At 57.2% G+C, this 16,446-nt stretch carries 23 protein-coding genes and 1 pseudogene; 6 read left to right on the plus strand and 18 right to left on the minus strand.

Annotation, left to right across the window (positions count from 1 at the left end; genetic code table 11):
* The first annotated feature begins 61 nt into the window (after nucleotides 1-61).
* On the plus strand, nucleotides 62-625 hold the full coding sequence (locus PSH86_RS09745) for a hypothetical protein (protein WP_305489438.1): 564 nt from the start codon (nucleotides 62-64) through the stop codon (nucleotides 623-625).
* Between the two features lies 1 nt (nucleotide 626).
* Here the strand turns inward: PSH86_RS09745 and PSH86_RS09750 are convergent, their stop codons facing one another.
* The 13 genes and pseudogenes from PSH86_RS09750 to PSH86_RS09810 all read right to left on the minus strand — a co-directional run bounded on the left by PSH86_RS09750 (nucleotide 627) and on the right by PSH86_RS09810 (nucleotide 7,358).
* Entirely contained in the window at nucleotides 627-1,091 is a 465-nt protein-coding gene (locus PSH86_RS09750) for a phage virion morphogenesis protein (protein WP_305490351.1), read from the minus strand.
* Nucleotides 1,088-1,564, minus strand: a complete 477-nt coding sequence (locus PSH86_RS09755) for a phage tail protein (protein ID WP_305489440.1) — start codon at nucleotides 1,562-1,564, stop codon at nucleotides 1,088-1,090. The genes PSH86_RS09750 and PSH86_RS09755 overlap by 4 nt, the downstream gene beginning before the upstream one ends.
* Nucleotides 1,561-1,749: pseudogene (lysC, locus tag PSH86_RS09760) on the minus strand (Rz1-like lysis system protein LysC); the annotation flags it as partial. The gene PSH86_RS09755 and the pseudogene lysC, both read right to left, overlap by 4 nt.
* Complete coding sequence (gene lysB / locus PSH86_RS09765) at nucleotides 1,661-2,104, minus strand: Rz-like lysis system protein LysB (RefSeq protein ID WP_305489442.1); 444 nt, start codon at nucleotides 2,102-2,104, stop codon at nucleotides 1,661-1,663. The pseudogene lysC and the gene lysB, both read right to left, overlap by 89 nt.
* Complete coding sequence (locus PSH86_RS09770; RefSeq protein WP_305489443.1) at nucleotides 2,101-2,307, minus strand: hypothetical protein; 207 nt, start codon at nucleotides 2,305-2,307, stop codon at nucleotides 2,101-2,103. Before PSH86_RS09770 ends, lysB begins: the two co-directional genes overlap by 4 nt.
* Nucleotides 2,304-2,786 (minus strand): hypothetical protein, encoded by a 483-nt coding sequence (locus tag PSH86_RS09775; protein WP_305489445.1) that lies wholly within the window; start codon nucleotides 2,784-2,786, stop codon nucleotides 2,304-2,306. Before PSH86_RS09775 ends, PSH86_RS09770 begins: the two co-directional genes overlap by 4 nt.
* On the minus strand, nucleotides 2,783-3,625 hold the full coding sequence (locus tag PSH86_RS09780; protein WP_305489447.1) for an N-acetylmuramidase family protein: 843 nt from the start codon (nucleotides 3,623-3,625) through the stop codon (nucleotides 2,783-2,785). Before PSH86_RS09780 ends, PSH86_RS09775 begins: the two co-directional genes overlap by 4 nt.
* The gene (locus PSH86_RS09785; RefSeq protein ID WP_305489448.1) at nucleotides 3,622-3,945 is read right to left on the minus strand and encodes a phage holin, lambda family; all 324 of its coding nucleotides are present in this window, start codon (nucleotides 3,943-3,945) and stop codon (nucleotides 3,622-3,624) included. The genes PSH86_RS09780 and PSH86_RS09785 overlap by 4 nt, the downstream gene beginning before the upstream one ends.
* 45 nt (nucleotides 3,946-3,990) lie before the next feature.
* Nucleotides 3,991-4,203 (minus strand): tail protein X, encoded by a 213-nt coding sequence (locus PSH86_RS09790; protein WP_003199765.1) that lies wholly within the window; start codon nucleotides 4,201-4,203, stop codon nucleotides 3,991-3,993.
* Nucleotides 4,203-4,664, minus strand: coding sequence for a head completion/stabilization protein (locus PSH86_RS09795; RefSeq protein WP_305489450.1), 462 nt, complete (start codon nucleotides 4,662-4,664; stop codon nucleotides 4,203-4,205). The genes PSH86_RS09790 and PSH86_RS09795 overlap by 1 nt, the downstream gene beginning before the upstream one ends.
* Nucleotides 4,665-4,768: 104 nt before the next feature.
* On the minus strand, nucleotides 4,769-5,467 hold the full coding sequence (locus tag PSH86_RS09800; RefSeq protein ID WP_305489451.1) for a terminase endonuclease subunit: 699 nt from the start codon (nucleotides 5,465-5,467) through the stop codon (nucleotides 4,769-4,771).
* Between the two features lie 10 nt (nucleotides 5,468-5,477).
* On the minus strand, nucleotides 5,478-6,485 hold the full coding sequence (locus tag PSH86_RS09805; RefSeq protein WP_305489453.1) for a phage major capsid protein, P2 family: 1,008 nt from the start codon (nucleotides 6,483-6,485) through the stop codon (nucleotides 5,478-5,480).
* Between the two features lie 42 nt (nucleotides 6,486-6,527).
* Nucleotides 6,528-7,358: a GPO family capsid scaffolding protein gene (locus PSH86_RS09810; protein WP_305489455.1), complete on the minus strand. Its 831-nt coding sequence runs from the start codon at nucleotides 7,356-7,358 to the stop codon at nucleotides 6,528-6,530.
* A 167-nt stretch (nucleotides 7,359-7,525) separates the two neighbouring features.
* Between PSH86_RS09810 and PSH86_RS09815 the strand changes: the two genes are divergently transcribed.
* Together PSH86_RS09815 and PSH86_RS09820 are read left to right on the plus strand one after the other, a co-directional pair.
* On the plus strand, nucleotides 7,526-9,286 hold the full coding sequence (locus PSH86_RS09815; protein ID WP_305490352.1) for a terminase ATPase subunit family protein: 1,761 nt from the start codon (nucleotides 7,526-7,528) through the stop codon (nucleotides 9,284-9,286).
* Nucleotides 9,283-10,308: a phage portal protein gene (locus PSH86_RS09820; protein WP_305489456.1), complete on the plus strand. Its 1,026-nt coding sequence runs from the start codon at nucleotides 9,283-9,285 to the stop codon at nucleotides 10,306-10,308. Before PSH86_RS09815 ends, PSH86_RS09820 begins: the two co-directional genes overlap by 4 nt.
* Before the next feature lie 15 nt (nucleotides 10,309-10,323).
* Here the strand turns inward: PSH86_RS09820 and PSH86_RS09825 are convergent, their stop codons facing one another.
* Nucleotides 10,324-11,145 carry a hypothetical protein gene (locus PSH86_RS09825; RefSeq protein WP_305489458.1) on the minus strand — a complete coding sequence of 274 codons (822 nt, stop codon included), beginning with the start codon at nucleotides 11,143-11,145 and terminating at the stop codon, nucleotides 10,324-10,326.
* Between the two features lie 27 nt (nucleotides 11,146-11,172).
* Nucleotides 11,173-11,868, minus strand: coding sequence for an SOS response-associated peptidase family protein (locus PSH86_RS09830; RefSeq protein ID WP_305489459.1), 696 nt, complete (start codon nucleotides 11,866-11,868; stop codon nucleotides 11,173-11,175).
* Nucleotides 11,869-11,965: 97 nt separating this feature from the next.
* On the opposite strand from PSH86_RS09830, the gene PSH86_RS09835 reads away from it, so the two are divergent.
* Together PSH86_RS09835 and umuC are read left to right on the plus strand one after the other, a co-directional pair.
* Complete coding sequence (locus PSH86_RS09835; RefSeq protein WP_014338712.1) at nucleotides 11,966-12,391, plus strand: LexA family transcriptional regulator; 426 nt, start codon at nucleotides 11,966-11,968, stop codon at nucleotides 12,389-12,391.
* Complete coding sequence (gene umuC / locus PSH86_RS09840; protein WP_305489461.1) at nucleotides 12,384-13,661, plus strand: translesion error-prone DNA polymerase V subunit UmuC; 1,278 nt, start codon at nucleotides 12,384-12,386, stop codon at nucleotides 13,659-13,661. The genes PSH86_RS09835 and umuC overlap by 8 nt, the downstream gene beginning before the upstream one ends.
* A gap of 82 nt (nucleotides 13,662-13,743) precedes the next feature.
* On the opposite strand, the gene PSH86_RS09845 is transcribed toward umuC, so the two are convergent.
* The gene (locus PSH86_RS09845; protein WP_305489463.1) at nucleotides 13,744-14,181 is read right to left on the minus strand and encodes a hypothetical protein; all 438 of its coding nucleotides are present in this window, start codon (nucleotides 14,179-14,181) and stop codon (nucleotides 13,744-13,746) included.
* 761 nt (nucleotides 14,182-14,942) lie between these two features.
* Between PSH86_RS09845 and PSH86_RS09850 the strand changes: the two genes are divergently transcribed.
* On the plus strand, nucleotides 14,943-15,431 hold the full coding sequence (locus PSH86_RS09850; protein ID WP_370873763.1) for a response regulator: 489 nt from the start codon (nucleotides 14,943-14,945) through the stop codon (nucleotides 15,429-15,431).
* Between the two features lie 206 nt (nucleotides 15,432-15,637).
* Here PSH86_RS09850 and PSH86_RS09855 read toward each other — a convergent pair whose 3' ends face one another.
* Together PSH86_RS09855 and PSH86_RS09860 are read right to left on the minus strand one after the other, a co-directional pair.
* Nucleotides 15,638-15,952, minus strand: a complete 315-nt coding sequence (locus PSH86_RS09855) for a hypothetical protein (RefSeq protein ID WP_305489464.1) — start codon at nucleotides 15,950-15,952, stop codon at nucleotides 15,638-15,640.
* 60 nt (nucleotides 15,953-16,012) lie between these two features.
* The gene (locus PSH86_RS09860) at nucleotides 16,013-16,264 is read right to left on the minus strand and encodes a hypothetical protein (RefSeq protein WP_305489466.1); all 252 of its coding nucleotides are present in this window, start codon (nucleotides 16,262-16,264) and stop codon (nucleotides 16,013-16,015) included.
* Between the last annotated feature and the right edge of the window lie 182 nt (nucleotides 16,265-16,446).

The following is a 16,446-nucleotide window of genomic DNA, read 5'->3' on the forward strand; positions in this document are numbered from 1 at the left end:
TAGACAGGGAGTCATGGAGGGCGTACTTTCCAGCTTTTCCGTTAGGGCAGGAGCCAGTGTTGTGCTTACAGAATTGGTAGCGAAAGCTTCATCAGAATCATTTGTTGGTCTTTCAGGCGTAATTTTTGGATCTCTGCTGACAACGTTTGGTGTCTGGCTTACAAACAATGCAAATGCGAAAAGGCAAATGCAGCAATTGGCACATGAAGAGCGTCTTAGCAGTCAAAAAATAAAAAAAGAACGCTTAGAGGAGCTGTACATTCTCGTATGTCACTGGGGAAACCTTTTCTTCAGCCAATACATGAATTTGAATTTAGTCATGGATGGACATATTGATTACAACGAATACCTTGATAGAACCAGCACCAAAGACTTAGGCGGCTTCGATTTCAGCCGGATTGAAATGATCATCGATATTTATGGTGCTCAGTTAGGACCAGCTTATGAGAAAGTAATGGAAGCACGTGAAGCTATCAATGAGGTAAATGCCGCTCATAAGTCCGCTTATAAACAAGGTCGTGCCGGAGACGTATTCAAGCGCCCAGCTGCCGATGCACAAATGGCGTTTGGTGAAGCCTGCGATGAGCTTAAGCGAGTAATCAGCGAAGCTGCACGAGCAGCATGATTTATTGATTGCTAGTGAACGCAATTAAAAGACTGTCGCGGATCAAATCAAGGTCCGCCTCTGTAAATCCGAGCACTTCACGCTGGTCATATCTCACTTCGGATGCTCCCCGCTCAGCACGATCTTTCAATCCATATTGGTGCACCCTGGCAATCCGGGCAACTCGCCCGGTAAAGCCGATAGAGATGGCACTGCCGTCGCCCTGAACCTTCAAAAATTTCGCCGTGCGCAGCTTCTGAAACATCTGTCCCTTTCGTTTCACTCTCCCTTGCTTCCCACGCAGGTCGCGCTGCTTTCGCGGCGCGTATTTGCTGCCGTCTGGGTTGCGCTGAGCAATGATTCGCTGTTGCTGGCTGCGCCGTAGGGCCTGGCCGATGCTGCGGGCCAGTTTGTTGCGCGATGCCGGTTCAAGCTGCCCCAGCAGGCCGGACGCCCAATCCTCCAGCGTTTCCAATCGGTTGGTCATTTCGGCACGATCCATTCACTGCCTGTGCCTTGCGCGCCAGGTATCCACGCCGGGTCGAGGAATGCGGCCACCTGCCGAGGTTCACCAGGATGGTGGACAGTGGTATTGCCGTCGGCGTCTTTTCCCACAATCACACGCTCGGTCAGCGGCAGTGTCAGGCTCAGGTCCACCTTGCTGTTGTCGAGGATGTCGGCCTCGAACTGGATGCCCTCGGCGGACTTGTTCAGGTTCTCCAGCAGCTCGGACTGGTTCACGCTCAGCCAGCCCAGCAACGGCAACATAACGCTGTCGGGGTGGCCGGCGTAGTCGGTGAGGATGACCTGTAAATCAAAGCTGTATTCGAACGACAGCGAGGCAGCCGCAGTGCAGCGGATTTTGCCGTTGTCGATGAAGATCAGCAGCCGGTCGGGGTTGTGCTTGAGTTCGGCCACTGTGCTCAGCAGATGGGCGCGCAGGCTTTCGGGTTTGTTCATGGGGCTGCCTGTTGATGGTTGAACACCATGTCTACCTGGCCGGCGCATTCAGCCCATGCGGCTTCGACGCGGTCCTGGTCGGAGAGCTGATCGCCGTTATTGAGTGGGCTTGTCGCCGGCAGGGTGCAGGGCACCACGGCCGGACAACCACTGACGATAAGCGTCGGCGCCGGTGAGGGCGGGGCGCTCGCGCAGCCGGCGAGCAAGCTCAGGCAAAGGCTGGTCAGCCCAGTTGCGAAGGTCTTCGTTTTCACGTTTTAGCGCCTCGATGGTTTGCTCGCGCTTTGCCAGGCCCTGGCGCAGCTGATCCTGCTGGGTCCGCAGGGCGGCTTGGGCAACGCGTTCGGCATTCAGGGTGGTTTGCAGCGTGCCGACCGTGGTGCGCAGCCTGTCAGCTTCAGCGCGTGCGGTTTTGGTGTCCTTCTCCGCCAGCTCGGTGTTCTTCTCGGCCACGGTGAGGCGCTGTTCCTGGCCCCAGATCAGCAGGGCCAGGGCGCCCAGCAGGGCAATGCCGTACAGCGCCTGGCGCAGGATGCTCATGCGCGGTACCAGCCCAGTTTGTTCATGTCGCCGACGTCCATCAGCTCCACCGGACCTCGCACGATTACGACCCGGCAACCGGGGCTCATGTAGGCCAGGGCTTCGCACAGCAATTCCATATCGGCTTGCTCGGTATTTTCGGGCACCACCAGCAAGTTGCCGTCCTGCACGTTCAACTGTTGCACGCGTTCAAGGTCGATCATTTTAGGAACTCTCCAAGGTAGAGCAGCCGGAATTCTTCGGGGCTGTACGAAGCGCGGGCCTCTTTGAGAATGTCGGACAAATCGACCGGCCAGGTATATCGACAGAGCTGTCGGTCGTTGGCTTCGATCAGCCCTAAAAGGAGATCGTTTTCTGCTGTTTGCTCGCCCAACGTTCGTAAGAATTTCGGGGTGGTTGCGTAGTAGGCGCCGGCATGGATTTTGGTTGAGTCGAGCCAGTCAAATTCGTCGTAAAACCAGATAACACCCTCATCGTCTTCTCTGCACGGCACCTCTTCGTCATTTCCCCAAATGAATGCGCCAGGCAGGCGGTGGCGGATATCTTCGACCGAACCCTGCAAGGTGACGAAACACACCCTTTTGCCTGCCGCAAGACAAGATTTCGCGTGTTGAACAAGCCGTTCGGTTTTCCCCGTTTGCCTTGGACTGATTTCAAGGTAAGCGATTCGAGGGGGAATCATGCCGCGACCTCCTGGCCGCAGCGGCACTCAGCGTGCCGCTCATAGGCGCGCTGGAGCTTGATGTCGTACAGGTTCCGCTGGTAATCCGGGCCGTTGTAAAGCTTGGCGAATTCGGCCCATTTACGGCCTTTCAAGGCCTTGTGCAGTACCGGGTCGGTCTGGATGAAACGCACGAAGGCGGCGAACTGTTGAGACTCGCCTTCACTCATATCCTCGACCAGCGCTTGCACGCTGGCATAGCCCAGGCGGTGCCAGTGAAAGCCCATGATCTGGAACGCGCCCCAGGAAGCGGATTCCAGCGCGGCGGTGTCATCGATCAGGCGCGCATGGCTCAGGCGCTGATGCTCAGCAGTGCCGCCGGCATAGCCGCCGGACTTCGGATTGACGATGGCCGGATTGGCGGCGGCCAGTTGGTCGGCGTGGCGCTTGAGTTCGTCGGGGTTGTCGCCTTCGTGGCGCGGCGTGGCGAGCTGGCGGTACATGATGTGCCGTTCGAACAGAATCACCGGCTTGCCGTTCGCCAAAAAGCCTTTGCCCTTCGATTCAACCTCGTTGACGGCATAGACGCTAGCCAACGGTACGTCGAGGATCTGTGCGGCCTGCACCAGGTCTTCGTTTCTCAACAGGAGCTGGCAGTCACCGCCGGCCAGACTGGCCTGGGTCTTTTCGCCGGTAACGCCATCGGCGACCAAGCCGACTCTCAACTGATATGCCCTCACGGCCGCCTCGGTGGAATCGCCGTAGTCGCCGTCCACTACCAGCCCGGCGCCATGGTCGTTCAGGTTTTTTTGCAGGATGCGCACCGCCTGGGAGCGGTCGCCGTGGCGAAGCGTCGTCATAGCTGTTCTACCTTGCGAGTGAAAAATTTCTTGGCAGCGGCGCGTGTCCCCTCGACCCCAAGCAAACCGATTACTCCACCGAAGAACGGTGCGGTTGAGGCGGGTATACCAATCAACGCCAGGCCATGACTGGCGGCCAGTGCCAGCGCACCGCAAAGGGGGGCCTCGACTGCCATCCGCCGCAAGGTGCCGCCGCCATACATGATCCGTAGGGCGGCGATGGTCAGAGCCAGGATCCCCGCATAAAGGGCAGGCCAGTTTTGTTCGAGCCAGGCGGCGAGCCAGGCCCAGGTGTCGGGACGTTCAGGCATGCGCTTCATTCCGTAATCCAGGGTTGGTGGGTTCGTGGGCTCGTTGCAGGTTGATCAGTCCCATAGGTTCACCATCTGCCGCTGTGGCGCAGCCGTCTGGGCTTCGGGCATCTGCACGGCCAGGCCTTGGGGCAGGATCGGCCCGTAGTCGGCCAGGCCGGGGTTGGCTTCGAGTACCGCTTCGGTTACGCCAGCGGTGCGGCCGTAGTGACGCCAGCACAAAGCGTCAACGGTGTCGTTTTGAAAGGCTCGGACGGTGACGGGCATCAGATCAGCTCCACGGTCGTGCGGTTGATGCCGAGGAAGTCACGCACGGCCCAGCGCAAGTCCCGGCGGTAATCGTCGATGTTGGGCGTGATGTCCTCGGCGTTCTGGTTGCCACTGTTGGTGCTGTCGTAGGAGCGATAGCGCTCACACACTTCGGCGCCGGTAGCGGCTTCGATGGCGCGGCGGTAGAGGTGCACCAGGACAGATACGTCGTTGATTTTTTCGCCGGGAACGTCTGCCAGTTCGGCATGGCCTGCGGCCTGCTGGATGGCGCGCCATCCGCTCAGCTCACGGTTGACGCTGATGGCGGCGGCAACGGCGGCGGTTTCCAAACGTGGCACGGTGACGCTGGCATCGATCCGCAGGGTGGCTCGCAGCTCGTCGAGATCAATCGAGGGCCAGAAGGCGTCGGTGTTGATATGGCCGCTGGCGACGGGGCCGCTGGCTACGAATCCACTCATGGAACAGCACTCAAAAATAGGTCGCCGGTGGTCGGTGCTTCACGTTCAGGAGGAGCGGCCTGGCCGATCCGCCCCGAGCCGGCGGGGTGCGTGGGGACGCTCGGTTAGCCAGCAGGGCCGGCAAGTTTGTTGAGCAGGCGTTCGGCCCGCTCCAGATCTTTCTTGCCACCGCAGGCGTCATGCAGGGCGATGGCTTTTTTCAGTAGATCCACACCGGCCTGGAGCTGGCCGGGTTGTCCTGGGGCCTCTTCGGTGATGCCTTCCAGCGTGGCGCGGCCCATGGCGAGAAACAGCTTGGCGCGGGCCTGGTCCGGCATGTCTTCGGCGTCGGTAAGCTCGGCGGTGCGGTGCAGGATTGCCAGGTCGAACGGTTCGCCAATCTTCTGAGCCTTGAACGCTGCCGTCGCGACTTCCTCGGCGACCAGGCAGCCCAAGGTGCGGGCGAAGCGGTCAGGCATGACCATCTTGTGTTCCAGCACGTAGGTCGCGATGTCGAGCCCACCGGTGAAGTCGCCGGCATCGAAGCGCCAGACCATGACGGTGGTCAGTACCTCGTCCTGCGCGCCCTGGCCGCCTTCCAACACACCTTGCACGTAGGATTCATAGCTCGGCAGCAACTGGCGCTTGAGTTCGGCCTTGCCCTGGTTGGACTGGACCTGTTTCAGGCGCAGGCGGTCTTGCAGCAGTTGGTTGAGCTGGTGTTCGTAGGCTGTAGCGCCGGCCATGGTTTGGGTGGGTTCGGTCGCTGCCGCCTCAATGGCGGCAGTGACACGTTCAAAGTGGCGGCGGCAGGGGTTAGTCATGATCGCCGCCTCAGTTCAGGGTGATGTTTTCGGCCATGGCCGCGCAGCCCAGGTCTTCGATGACGTAGCTTTCGTTCACCGATTCGTAGTTCTCGATGCGGTCGCGCTTGGCGTTGTCCACAACGGTGCGGCGGCGGGTACCTTCCTGCCAGTACAGCGAGAGGTTATCCAGGCGGGTCACCAGCAAGCCGTTGGCCGGGAAGTGCGGCACGCGAACTGCCGGCAGGTTGCCGAGCCGTTTTTGACTGGTGACGATGTCGGCCGCCAGCATTTCGGTCGGCGCCTGGACCTTGTTGATGATCGGGAAGTACTTGTCGGCCAGCAATTGGCGACCGCAGATGACCACCAGTTCGGTGTCCTCCTGATACCAAGGCTCGATGAACTCGTTGACCATGCTGACGACCAGGGCGTCGATGTTTTCGAAGTCCTTGCCGGCGCCGATTTCGATTTTGCCGCTGCCGGCCACCACCTCATCCAGAACCCGGGCAGGGTTCTCCAGGCGCATCTTCTGAAGCCAGCCGATGTTGACGTCCTGCAACAGCGGGTTGGTGACCGGGTTGGATGTCGCGGCGCGGCTGATGCCGTTCCAGCCAATCATGATCCGGTTGAGGGCCTGGGCTTTGATGATGGCGTCGCGGATGCGTGCTTGGAAGTCCTTAAACTTGGCCCACTGGTCCAGCTTCTGATAGCGCAGACCGGTATCGAAGTTGGTTTGGGTGCAGGTGTACCCACGGTCGTCCAGGCCGCTCGGGTCACGGGGCTCGCGATCTTTGATGGTGGTGTCGGTGGTGCTGGCAATGGTGCCGTCGATGCCGATGCCAATCTTTTCACCCGATTGTTCCTGGACGCCATAGACGTTGATGGCGCTGAGGAAGGTGCTGGATTCCTGAATGCGGGTTTCCAACGTCTGGGCGACGCTTGGGTTCGCGGTGAATTTAGTGGTGACGTCAGTCACCCCATGCAGTTGCGCCAGTTGTTGCAGGTAGGCGTTGAACAGTACTCGGGTGTCGTTACGCATGTTGATCGTCCTTCATGATTCGGGCTGTGGTTGGGCTGACTGTCAGCAGTCGGTCACGACCAAGTCATTGCCGCCGGTTACAGGCGGGCGCGTTTTCTGGCTGTGGTCCTGGGTGGTAGAGAGCTTGTTTTTCAGCTCCGTGAGTTCCGTGCTGACCTGGTCGAGCTGGGTTTTCAGCCCCGCCGAGAATTTCTTTTCGGCGGCCAGTTGATCGGGTAGATCCTTGACGTGTTCGGCGATGGCTTCGACGGCTTCGCCGATCTGGGCGAACTCGGTATCGTCCTTGGCCTGCTTGCCGGTCAGCAGCGCTTGCACCTTGTTGAACAACTGGGCGCCGATGCTGGGCTTCTCTTCGATTTCCTCGAACTTCAACTCGGTTTCCACCGCCTCGGTAAACATCGACGTTGCCGAGTAGTGGCGATCCTTGAAGGGGCTGGCGTCCGGTTTCTGGGCTGAGAACGCCAGGACGTCGGTGCCCAGGCTGGCGGGCGAGTCAGTGACCGCCAGGCCGACGATGTAGGCTTCGCCGGTGTCGGCAAAGCTGTCGTCGATTTCGATGGAGGTGTAAATCTTCTGTTTCGCCTTGTTCATGGCGATCAGCTCAGGGGTGGGCTCAACCTGGGCGAACAGGGCCAGTCTTTTCTGGCCGTTGATGTCCACCTCTTCGGTTTTCACTGCCAGGACATCGCCGTAGGCCTTGAACGGGCTATCGGGCAACAGGCTGCGGAAATGCTCCAGCCAAATACGGGCGCCGTAGGTGGACGGGTTGAAGTTCTTGGCGGCCTGTTCCAGCCAGCTGCGTTTGATGGTGCGCTTGTCCGAAGTAGCGCCCTCGACGGCGACGCGGAACCAGTTGCTGCGAAACTTCTTCATGCCGGGAATCCTCAGTGCGTGGGGCGCCTGCTGGGTTGAGCAGTGCGTTGCAATGAGGGGCATGGTCGTCACGGGCGCGAGCGGCGGCAACGAGGCGGGACTGTAGGCGGGGAGAGTACAAGGGGCAGCGCTATTGAGTCGTCGCCATGGGCGGCAGCATCTCGGCCATGACGACGACCTGCCTGCTGCCTATCGATCCACGACGCCAATCCAAGTTCCTGTACTGGATGGGTTGGCGCATCTGCGAGATTGCCGAGGCTACGGGCGAAAAGGAAAAAACGCTACACAGCTGGAAGGCCCGCGACGAGTGGGACCGGGCCGACAATGTCGAGCGCATCGGTGGCGCCCTGGAAGCGCGCCTGGTGCAGTTGATCCTCAAGGACAACAAGACCGGCGGCGATTTCAAGGAGATCGATCTGCTGCATCGGCAGCTTGAGCGCCAGGCCCGCATTCAGCGCTTCCAGGACGGTGGTACCGAAACCGACCTCAACCCGAACCTCGCCAAGCGCAACGAGGGGCCGAAGAAAAAGTCACCGAAGAACGACATCAGCGAAGACCAGATCGAGCTGCTGCGCGAGGCGTTCATCGACGGCTGTTTCGACTACCAAAAAGACTGGTACCGGGCGGGCAACCAGCGCACCCGCGTCATCCTCAAGAGCCGGCAGATCGGCGCTACGTACTACTTCGCCCGCGAGGCGTTTATCGACGCCCTGGACACCGGTCGCAACCAGATTTTCCTGTCGGCTTCGAAGAACCAGGCCTACCTGTTCCGTGGCTATATCCAGGCCTTCGCCCGGGAAATCATCGGCGTCGAGCTGACCGGTGACCCGATTGTGCTGCCCAACGGCGCCGAGCTGTTTTTCCTCGGGACCAACGCCCGCACCGCCCAGGGCTATCACGGCAATTTCTACTTCGACGAGTTCTTCTGGACGTTCAAGTTCGAGGAATTGAACAAGGTCGCCTCGGGTATGGCGATGCACAAGAAGTGGCGCAAAACCTATTTCTCCACGCCGTCGAGCATGGCCCACGAGGCCTACACCTTCTGGACCGGCGAACGCTTCAACAAGGGCAAACCCGCCGCACAGCACACCAAGGTGGACGTGTCCCACGGCGCACTCCAGCAGGGCCGGTTCTGCGAGGACCGCCTTTGGCGCCAGATCATCACGATCCTCGACGCCGAGCGGGGCGGGTGCGATCTGTTCGACATCGAAGAGTTGCGCCGGGAGTACAGCCCCGAGGCCTTCGCCAACCTGCTGATGTGCGAGTTCGTTGATGACGGCGCGAGCATCTTTCCGCTGTCGGTGTTGCAGTCTTGCATGGTCGATAGCTGGGTGGAGTGGGCCGAGGACTACAAACCTTTCGCCATGCGCCCGTTCGGCGACCGTCAGGTATGGGTCGGCTATGACCCGGCCGAGACGGGCGATTGTTCCGGTCTGGTGGTGGTCGCGCCGCCCCTGGTGCCGGGTGGCAAATTTCGCGTGCTCGAGCGCCACCAATTTCGCGGCATGGACTTCGCCGCCCAGGCCGCCGCCATCAAGGGCGTGTGCGACCGCTACTGGGTCACCTACATCGGTATCGATGTCACCGGCCTGGGCAGCGGCGTGGCCCAGCTGGTGCGCCAGTTCTTCCCGGCCGTCACCACCTTCAGCTACTCGCCCGAGGTGAAAACCCGCCTCGTGTTGAAGGCCTACGACGTGATCCACAAGGGCCGGCTGGAGTTCGACGCCGGCTGGACCGACATGGCCCAGTCGCTCATGGCGATTCGCAAAACCATCACCGCAGGCGGTCGCCAGTTCACCTACACCGCCGGCCGCAACGACAACACCGGCCATGCCGACCTGGCCTGGGCGCTCTTCCACGCATTGCAAAACGAACCGCTCGAAGGGCAGACCGCTGCCAATACCGGGCGAATGGAGATTTTCACATGACCGAACAACTCGCCAGCCAAGAGCTACTGCCGGCCACCCTCGACGCCGCCAGTGCGGGCACCCAGGTGTTCAGCTTCGGGGAGCCGACACCGGTGTTGGGTGGTCGGGAGGTGTTCGACTACTTGGAGTGCTGGTTCAACGGGCGGTGGTATGAGCCGCCGTTGTCGCTTAACGGCCTGGCCCGGTCGGTGGGGGCTAGCGTGCATTTGCATTCGGGGTTGATGTTCAAGCGCAACCTGTTGAGCAAGACCTTTATCCCGCATCCGATGTTGTCCCGGGCGGCTTTTGAACAGTTCGCCCTGGATTTTCTGTGCCTGGGTAATGGGTACCTAGAGAGGCGCCGTTCGGTGCTGGGCAATACACGGCAACTGGTGCCGTCGCTGGCGAAGTACATGCGGGTTGGGCCGGAGGGGCAGTTCTACCAGGTGCAGGGCTGGAAGAATGAGCACGCGTTTGAGCCGGGCAGCATTTTTCATCTGCGCGAGGCGGATTTGCACCAGGAGATTTATGGGCTGCCGGAGTGGATCAGTGCGTTGCAGTCGGCGCTGTTGAATGAGTCGGCGACGCTGTTCCGGCGTAAGTATTACGAGAATGGGAGTCATGCGGGGTTCATTCTGTACATGACCGATGCGGCGCAGACTGAGGCGGATATCGATGCTTTGCGGAAGGCGTTGAAGGAATCCAAGGGCCCTGGAAATTTCCGCAACCTGTTTGTCTATTCGCCAACCGGCAAGAAAGATGGAATTCAGCTGATCCCCGTCAGCGAGGTGGCGGCGAAGGATGAATTCAATTCGATCAAGAATCAGACTCGTGATGACGTCTTGGCGAGCCTGCGGATTCCGCCGCAGTTGATGGGGATTGTGCCGCAGAACGCGGGTGGGTTCGGGTCGGTCAGGGAGGCGACGCAAATCTATGCAACCAACGAGCTGGAGCCCATTCAAGCGCGGATGACGCAAATGAATGATTGGCTTGGTGAGGACGTGATCCGCTTTAATCCATACCAGTTAGCCCCCTCGGAATAGGGGGCGCTTGCCGGGTTACTTTTGTTTTAGCATTTCAATCCATAAGCTTGGATTCTTTACGTCGCTTTGCCTGAGTAGAAAATCGACTTCTGATGACCATTGCTTAATGTTATCTAAATGTTTAAGTTTGGCTGCCGTGTCTAGTTCTGGTGCGGTAGATACATATGTTTCAATGGCTGCCATTGTCTTGTCGCTGTCTAGCGCACTCACATCGCAACCTGGGTGCATATGCGTAGATAATGCGTTAATTTTTTGCACTAACTCTAAATATGCCGGATCATCAGCTTTTATCGGTTGAGGTATTTTGTCCCTCTCCCTGCGTAGCTGCTGCTCAAGTGCATTCAGCTCTTCGGTCACAGGCGCTAACAGTTTGCGGCCCAAATCAGCAATCACAACTGTTACCCATGGATTCAATGCATGGGTAATCGTATTTTTTTCACATTTCAAACTTGTAAGATTGTCTCGGACTTGCTGCGCTAAAAGGTAGCTTTCTTCAAATGTGAAAGAACCTCCCCACCGTCCTACACGGGCGGCTAGAAGCGAAAGCGTATGGCCGGAGATCTCCGCTAATTGTTTTAGTTCTTTTACGACTTCACTAGCTTCGTGTATTTTATCGTCTAGTTTTCTTGTAGTGACTTCGAGGCTCATGCCCTTTAAAGATTCAAATCGTTCAATTGTTGCTGAGAAAAGAAATAGTAGTCCTGCCCCTAACCCAGTGGTTGCTAACGCAACTTCATTGGTGATGAGCTTAAAGCAACCTACAGTGATGCAAATAAGGCCGGCAATTAGCAATATTATGTTTACGATTAAAGCTAAGGTTATTTTTTTTGATTGCATGATGAGTCCGTTTTTTATCTTGGATTCCTAACAGCCTTTGTTCGGCTGTATTAGCTCTGCGCCTTGGTTTTTCACGCTTCCCACATCTTTGCTAACTGCATACCATTCGAAATCCTCAGCGGGCCGGCAGCATTGTTTCGCTATTTCCTCCGCACGACTTGGTTCAAGGTCCTGGGTAAGCCATTCTCGCGCCTGCTCTGGAGACAGTACCAGTGGCCTACGATCATGGATATCAACCATTCCTTGGTCGCTGGCGGCAGTGATGATAACGAATCCATCGCCATCCTGGTCATCAAGCCCAGGTTGAGCCTGTGCAAGAGCGCCGAAGAACATAGGTTTCTGGGTTTTCAGGCGAATGAAATAGGGCTGTTTCTCCTTCGGGTCGTTGGGATCCTTAACCCACTCATACCAGCCCTCGCTTGGAACCAGAGCACGGCCATTCGGCCAAAGGGGTCTGAAAAACTTCCCCGTCGTGACGGTTTCAACCCTTGCATTGATGGGGTCGGGACGTTTTCCCTTCGCCCAAAATGGCGACCAGCCCCACCTGACAGGAGTGATGTGAAGGCCGGCGGCGCTGGTGTGCAGGATTTGCACGCGAGTCGTCGGGGCAATGTTATACCGATTTATCGGTACTGCATCGAAACCGCTGAATAACGGGAGCTGCGGCCCTAGCTCCTCCATAAACACCGCCATCCCCTCGTATTGCACGAATCTCCCGCACATGGGTTGTCCCGCCTGTCAGATTTTTCCTATACAAAATTGACCGCCAACCTTGTACAAAGTTAACTGTATGTTCGTACAGTATCGTGGAACGTGCGTCATGAGCTTTTCAATTCTAGGCCCTATTGCCGAGGGTGGCTTGAAGCTGCCTTTGTGTTCGTTTCGAGTGCCCGCCGGGTTTCCATCGCCGGCGGCGGACCACATCGAAGCGCACATCTCATTGGATGAGGTTCTGAACATTCGCGCCCCGCATGTCTACCTGGTCTCAATCGCTGGGGAGAGCATGCAAGGGGCCGGTATTTTTGAAGGCGATCTCGCGGTGGTGGACCGCGCTTTGGAGCCAGCGCACGGTCACATCGTCGTAGCGCTGCTGAACAACGAGCCCGTATGCAAGCGGCTTTGCATTCGTGGCAGGGAGGTGATTCTCCTTTCGGAGAACCCAAAGTATCCACCGAGGTACGTGCTTGAGGGCGACGAGCTGGTGATCTGGGGTGTCATTACATGCAGCGTACGCAGCCATGTCTAAACCCCAGCCAGTTTTCGCCCTGATCGACTGCAACAGCTTCTACGCCAGTTGCGAGCGCGTGTTTCGACCCGACCTGGCCCGCGTGCCCATCGTGGTGCTGAGCAACAACGACGGCTGCGTGATCGCCCGCAGTTACGACGCCAAGCCCTATGTGAAGATGGGTGAACCGTATTTCCAGATCAAGCACAAGCTGCATAAGCACGGTATCGTCCCGTTCTCGTCGAATTACGCGCTCTACGGTGACATGAGTGAGCGGGTTATGACGCTCATTGAGTCGATGGTGCCCGCCGTCGAGGTCTACAGCATCGACGAAGCCTTTGCCGACATGACCGGTATTGACGGCCGGGATGCCCTCGGGAGGAAGATCCGCAGCCAGGTGCTGCGCTGCACAGGCATCCCGGTCGGGGTAGGAATCGCCCACACCAAAACCCTGGCAAAGTTGGCAAATCACACCGCCAAACGGCTCCAGGTGGAAACCGGCGGTGTGGTCGATATCTGCGACCCGTTCAAGCGTGACTGGGTCTTGCGCAACACCGACGTGTCCGAGGTCTGGGGCGTCGGTCGCAAGATGAAACTTCACTTGGACGCCATGGGTATCAAGACCGCGATGGACCTGGCGAAGGCCGATCCGTGGACGCTACGAAAGAAGTTCAGCGTGGTGATCGAGAAGACTGCCCGGGAGCTGGCCGGCACGCCGTGCCTGGAGCTGGATGAGCCAGACCCGCCGAAACAGGAGATCTGCTGTAGCAGGATGTTTGGCAGGCGGCTCACGGAGCTGGCCCCAATCAAGGAAGCAGTGGCTACCTACATGATGCGTGCCTCGGAAAAACTCAGGGCGCAGAAGTCACTGTGCAAGAAGATCCGCGTCAGCATCCGCACTGGCATGTTCAACCCGGAGGAGGCCAAGTATGCCAACGGCGTATTGATTGACCTGCCGTACCCGACCGACGACGTGCGGCTGCTGACGAAAGCAGCGGTGGACGCTCTCGACCGAGTGTTCCGCCCAGGCTTCAAATACAGCAAGGCTGAGGTGCTGTTGATGAATCTCTGCCAGCCGGGGGAGTACACCGATGATCTGTTTGCCATCTCACAGCCAGCTGACGCCACGAAGTTGATGGCGGTGTTGGACGAGATCAACGGGCGGTGGGGCAGGGGGACGCTTCGATCAGCGAGCGTACCTGTCAATCCGGCCTGGGGAATGCGACGAGAGATGATGAGCCAGAGCTACACCACTAGGCTAGACCAGTTGTGGCGAGTGTCATGTCAGTAACATGTGAGAGCTGGAGATCATGGCCCCCGCACCAGGTCAAAGCGCGGGGGCGTGCATGATTGAGGTACTTGCAAGGGGCGGCCTATTCTTTGGCAACGCCCTGGCGCGCAACATGGCGTTGACCGTCCGCATCCGCCTGTAGCAGCTGGGCTTTTAAGTCTTCGAACTCTTCATGGGTGACGGCCTTGGTGCGCCAGTGCATGAAGACAGCGCCTTGCGCCAGTTGCAGTAGCTCCAGGCGCTCTTCATTTGTCACGGCAAAGCGCACGCCGTCTAACAGCTCCCGTAACGGTGCAAGCAGCTGAGATTTCTCAGGGCTTTCCTGAAGCTCCAGTTTGAACACAGCGCCGTTGTGTTCGAACGTCAGCCCTTCGTCCTTGCCATCGAAAGAGATGGTCCCCACTTCTTCGCGATAACTCGGTGCGCCCTGATAAAGCACACCCTTCACAACCTCACCAATTTTCTCCCCGTCTGGATCAATGACGTTATATCGGCCATTAGGTTCGTATTGCTCACTCATTTGACCAACTCCTGATGATGATGGGTCCGGTCAGAGTAGAGCATCGGGCTCATTTTTGCGTGCACCAAAATGGCGCAAAACGACGGGTTCTGGCGTGCTTCAGACCTGGCGCGCGCCGTCGTCCCCCCACCTCGCCTCCGGTCTAAATAGGTCTTTTTTTCTGCACTTCTGCATCTTCATCCCAATCAAGCAAGCCGGGGGCTGTCGGAGCGTATCCAGGTCATCAAATACCTGCGAAACCCTGCGAAGGAGGGCGCCTTTCGCAATACTCAGGCGCGAACATAGGCGGATGAATTCCGGAGGTACCTCGGGAAAAAGGTTAGGTTTTCTTTGAGTGGGGGGGGATGAGCTGGAACGCCCGTATTTGCTGGGCTTGAGACCTAACTTTGATGGGTTAGGCTGGGTTAGGTCAAAGGTTAGTATTTTATAAGTAGCTGTTTTTAAAGGAATTTATAAATTGAGTATTTAACATCAGTAAAGGTTAGGATATTACCCCAACTAACCAAAAGCTAACCTTGGCAGTCATTCGCAAAGGCTTATCAGACGAGGCTTTCGAGGCGGCGAGCAAAAAACTAACCCTCCTAACCGCATTCCCATGGGTCAACATAAAAACGCCGGATAAGCCGGCGGGCCACCTACTGAAGCTGCGTTCAGAATTGCGCAGTTCTCGCATTCTCACTTACTCACTCGCACGCACTGGTTCACAAAGCGTCAGTCGGTAAGGTTGTGAATGTTGTAAAAAGCGAGGCGGCACCGGTCGCGTGCGCTACGCTCAATGGGATCGCGATATAGAGGAACATCCGTTCGCGCTGGCTGCTTTCGTCAGCCGTTTCTGGCAGAGACAAAATATGATCACTAACTGGGAAGAAATCGGCCCTTTTGAAGGAGAAGTATTGATCGTTGAGAATGATCAAACACTGCGTGTACTCATGGTTGAAATCTTGGAAGACATCGGAGCTGAAACCGTCGCTTTCGGATCGGCCGATGACGCCTTGATTTACCTGCTTCAATCTAAGGTTCAATGTTGCCTTGTAATCGTCGACTACGGCGTTCCTGGGCAAATCAATGGTATGGACTTTATCAAGATGGTTAGGGACAAATGGCCTTCCATCGGTTCGATACTCACATCAGGATATCTATTTCTTCCTGAATCAGTGCCTAGCCCAACCCTATATTTGCAAAAACCGTGGGCCATAAACGACTTGGTAGCCTCGATAAAGGATCTACTTCAGCGCACATCCTCCCCTTAGTAGCTACCAGATTTCTTACCGTAAATGATGGAGCCGCTCCGCTGGCTGGATCGCAGGAAAGGGTACTGAAATTGAGCAGGCACTCCCATGATGTACCGCTCTACTTGCCATTAGGTCCCTGTCTGACGTGTAGCAGATTACTTCCCGTACGATCGATGGGATGCGCTATGGATGTAGCGGCAGGATGCTAAACGCATGAAGCATGCTCAATGGAGGGTTTTCTTCAGCTTTGGCGGAGCCTTAGCATGGAAGGACGAAGGCGAGACCACCTGCACTTTATGAGTTTTTAAGCCTTGGCGAGCCAATTCGATGTCTTCAAAGATGAAACGAGCTAGCTTTCTTAAGCCTGCTTCGCCTCGAAACTGGTGTCTGACCAGGCCGACAACGGCAAAAGATTCTCCGTCATGACCGGCTACTAAAAGCGAGGCGGTTCCGTCGAAGCTTAAGGTGCATTCTATTGAGCACCCAGGCAGTAGATCCCTCAGTGCTGCCTCGATCTCGATCTTCGACAATCTGTCCATTCAACACCCCGGAATTTAGCTAACAAGCATATTCCAGCGGTGCTTTAAGTAAATGGTGGCCTAATGCCTTTTAAAATTCACTCCCCTTTTTGTTAGGCATATATTAGAAGCAGACGCCAAAAGCGGTCCGTTAGCATCGGAAATTCCCGCATATTCACACTCTGCAGTCAGCAGACCAAGCTGCAGCATCTCCCGAATTCCGAACAAAATGATTTCCCGCTCTCCGCTCAGCTCATCCGCCTCGTATCGCATATCGGCGGACATTTGCTCGAGTAAAAAACTGATCAGCTTGGCTGTATTTTCGATGTTCATGATGTGGAATAGCTTGTGATTTTTACTTCGATTTTTTCGTCAAAGCTCCGGTTCCCCGCACCTATCCGAACGGTCATAGGATCGAGCAAGGCCGTGGCCCTCACGAGAGGACGACACCAAACGGGCCCTCTGCGGCTGAGAATCTTCTTGTACAATGAGCTGGTTTTGGAACAGATCATTCA

The sequence above is a fragment of the Pseudomonas sp. FP2300 genome, assembly GCF_030687595.1.
Lineage (GTDB): Bacteria > Pseudomonadota > Gammaproteobacteria > Pseudomonadales > Pseudomonadaceae > Aquipseudomonas > Aquipseudomonas bijieensis.